The sequence below is a fragment of the Phenylobacterium sp. genome (genome assembly GCF_044372605.1).
Lineage (GTDB): Bacteria > Pseudomonadota > Alphaproteobacteria > Caulobacterales > Caulobacteraceae > Phenylobacterium.
On the sequence record NZ_JBILRO010000316.1, the window covers coordinates 1 to 3,085 of the forward strand.

A 3,085-nucleotide genomic window follows, 5' to 3' on the forward strand; every position below is an offset into this window, starting at 1 on the left:
AGACTAGAGCCTTTCCGGATCAGATGGAATCATCTGAACAGGACAAAAAGACTCGCCCTTCACATGTCTGGAGCATGACGGGCGCTTCAACCGGTACCCACTTGAAGCTGTCATGCTCTAGCGGGTCAAGCGCGCCGGGGGAACCTCAGATCACAGGGTCGCTGTAGACGGCGTCGGCCAGGGTGTGATCCATGCTCTTTGCCGGCTCATCGCCCGCCGGACAATTGACCAGCCGCGCCGGCACGCCGGCCGCAGTGCAGCCCGCCGGAACCGGCTTCAGAACCACCGAGCCCGAGGCCACCTTGGCGTAATCGCCGATCGTGATATTGCCCAGCACCTTGGCTCCGGCGCCCAGCAGGACGCCGCGGCCCACCTTCGGGTGCCGGTCGCCGCGCTCGGCCCCGGTGCCGCCCAGGGTCACGCCCTGCAGCATCGAAACATCGTCGCCGATCACGGCGGTCTCGCCGATCACGATGCCGGTGCCATGGTCGATGAACACGCCGCGGCCGATCCGGGTCGCCGGATTGATGTCGACCTGGAACAGCTCGCTGGAGCGGCTCTGCAGATAGAACGCCAGCGTCTCCCTGCCCTCGTGCCACAGCCAGTGCGCCACCCGGTGGGTCTGCAGCGCCAGGAAGCCCTTGAAGAACAGGAACGGCTGGACATAGCCCTTGCAGGCAGGGTCCCGCTCGAACACCGCCCGTAGATCGTACTCGGCCTTTTCGACGATCGAAGGGTCGGCCTGATAGGCCTCCTCGCAGATGTCGCGCAGGCTCATGGCCCGCAGTTCCTGGTCGCCCAGCTTCCGCGCCAGCTGATAGCTGAGCGCGTCCCCCAGCGACTTGTGGTTCAGGATCACCGCCGCCAGCAGGCTGGCCAATGCCGACTCAGACAAGGCCGCCGCCTGAGCCTCGTTTCGGAGCGCCGCCCATACCGGCAGAGACGTATCGGCGTTCACCACTTCCAGTCGCTGCGTCATCCGTATCTCCCCGCCGCTAGCCTATCATCGCCTGTGCGAGATCGGGCGGCAACAACCCTTCCCTGCCCATATGGGATGCTTTCAACAGCATCGCCAACGTCAGGATGTCTTCGGTGTCGTCGTCGCAGGTCGGCTACCTGGGCTTTTCTCCCAGAAGAGGGACATCCCTACCATTGCGGAAGCTGTGATCACTCACCTAAGTGAGAGATCTAGATCTGATCCCGGAAGGTCACCAAAACCTTGAGTTCCGCATTGCCGCCGCCGCCGCCGTTCGGTGCGGCGCTCCCGATTGAGACGTCGCCCGAGGTACTGCGCTTTCTGGCGCTGCGACGCTCCACCTCCGCCGCAACCCTGACGGAGCCGGCGCCAGACCCGGGTCAAGTCGCAGACCTCCTGCGACTGGCCGCCCGGGTCCCGGATCATGGCAAGCTGACGCCATGGCGGTTCATTGTTCTTCAGGGCGCGGACAAGGCCGTCTTTGCAGCCCGGCTGGAAGCCATCAGCTCCGGTCGCGGCGACATCGTCCAGACCGGCAAACTCGCCAAGCTCAAGACTCCTCCCCTGGCCATCGCCGTCATCTCGACGCCGAAAGTCGCCGCAATTCCGGAGTGGGAGCAGGTGCTGTCAGCGGGCGCCGTATGTTCCACCCTTGTCCAGGCCGCGCTGGCCATGGGGTTTGGAGCCAACTGGATCACCGACTGGTACAGCTATGACGCTCAGGCGACCTTAGCTCTCGGCCTCAATGATAGCGAACGCGTCGCCGGCTTCGTCCTCATCGGCACACCGCGCGAGCCGCCGCTGGAACGCGAGCGACCCTCACCGCCCGAGCTCGTGACTCACTGGAAGCCCTAGGTGGCTAACCGCGCCTACCCACGCCCCCGATAGGGCGCGACCCCCTGATCCGGAAGCCAGACCCCTGTTGGCGCCGCACCCGTCTGCCAGAACACATCGATCGGAATTCCGCCTCGCGGATACCAGTAGCCGCCGATCCTCAACCACTCCGGCGTCAGCTCCACCGCGAGCCGCTTGCCGATCGCCACCGTGCAATCCTCATGGAATGCGCCGTGATTGCGGAACGAACCGAGGTAGAGCTTGAGTGACTTGGATTCCACCAGCCAGTCGCCCGGCACGTAGTCGATCACCAGATGGGCGAAATCCGGCTGCCCTGTCACCGGGCAAAGCGAGGTGAACTCGGGAACCGCAAAGCGAACCAGATAGCGGGTTCCAGCGTGCGGATTGGGCACACGCTCCAGAATCGCCGCCTCAGGACTGTCGAACCCGCGCGCCTCCCGGCCAAGCTGGGTGAGATGGGTCTCTTCCATACTCACGGCATTAGCCGCTAGTACGGTTCTCAACAAGCAGCGGAGGGCGTCGGATGTTGCGGCAGTTCGAAGGTTTCGTGGTCGTCGTGACCGGGGCTTCCACAGGATTGGGGCGCGCCATCGCTGTGGAGGTCGATAGCCAGGGAGCCCGAACGGTACTCATCAACTATGCTCACAACCAGGCCGACGCAGAGGAAACCGCGCGCCGGGTCGAGGCGCTGGGCGCGGCGGCCGTGATCGTTCAGGGCGACGTAGCGGACGATGCCGATTGTCGACGGATCGCGGCCGCTGCAGCGCCGTTCGGTCGCATCGACGCTCTTTTCAACAATGCCGGGACCACGCGATTCGCGGCGCACGGTGATATGGAAGCGGTTTCCGCGCAGGACTTTCTGGATCTGTATGCCGTCAATGTTATCGGCGCCTTCCAGATGGTACGGGCCTGCAGAAATCTGCTCGAAGCTGCGCCCCAGCCCGGCGCTGTCGTGATGACCTCCTCCATCGCCGGTGTCGCAGGGATCGGTTCATCCGTGCCCTATGCCGCGTCCAAGGGCGCTCTCAACACCATGACAGTGTCCCTGGCGCGGGCGCTGGCGCCGAAGATTCGCGTGAACGCGGTCTGTCCGGGTTTCATCGACACGCCATGGTTCGGCAAGGGTATGCCCGAGAGCGCAGTCGAACGTCTTCGAACCAATGCGGCCGCCGGGACACCGCTGAAATCGGCTTCCAGACCGGAAGACATCGCCGCCGCAGCCGTCTTTCTGGCCGCGCCAGCGTCCCGCCATGT

4 protein-coding genes are annotated in these 3,085 nt (G+C 64.5%); 2 read left to right on the forward strand and 2 right to left on the reverse strand.

Annotation, left to right across the window (positions count from 1 at the left end):
- Window positions 1–145: 145 nt before the first annotated feature.
- Window positions 146–979: a serine O-acetyltransferase gene (gene cysE, locus ACIQ42_RS17475; RefSeq protein ID WP_397423504.1), complete on the reverse strand. Its 834-nt coding sequence runs from the start codon at window positions 977–979 to the stop codon at window positions 146–148.
- A gap of 240 nt (window positions 980–1,219) precedes the next feature.
- Here cysE and ACIQ42_RS17480 point away from each other — a divergent pair, with 240 nt between their 5' ends.
- The gene (locus tag ACIQ42_RS17480; RefSeq protein ID WP_397423505.1) at window positions 1,220–1,831 is read left to right on the forward strand and encodes a nitroreductase; all 612 of its coding nucleotides are present in this window, start codon (window positions 1,220–1,222) and stop codon (window positions 1,829–1,831) included.
- Between the two features lie 14 nt (window positions 1,832–1,845).
- Here the strand turns inward: ACIQ42_RS17480 and queF are convergent, their stop codons facing one another.
- Window positions 1,846–2,301: a preQ(1) synthase gene (gene queF / locus ACIQ42_RS17485; RefSeq protein WP_397423507.1), complete on the reverse strand. Its 456-nt coding sequence runs from the start codon at window positions 2,299–2,301 to the stop codon at window positions 1,846–1,848.
- A 53-nt stretch (window positions 2,302–2,354) separates the two neighbouring features.
- Here queF and ACIQ42_RS17490 point away from each other — a divergent pair.
- A partial coding sequence (locus tag ACIQ42_RS17490; RefSeq protein WP_397423506.1) for an SDR family NAD(P)-dependent oxidoreductase occupies window positions 2,355–3,085 on the forward strand: 731 nt, incomplete at its 3' end.

Coding starts and splice junctions, on each gene's coding strand:
- cysE (WP_397423504.1), bottom strand. CDS start 979: ATGACGCAGCGACTGGAAGTGGTGAACGCCGATACGTCTCTGCCGGTA.
- queF (WP_397423507.1), bottom strand. CDS start 2,301: ATGGAAGAGACCCATCTCACCCAGCTTGGCCGGGAGGCGCGCGGGTTC.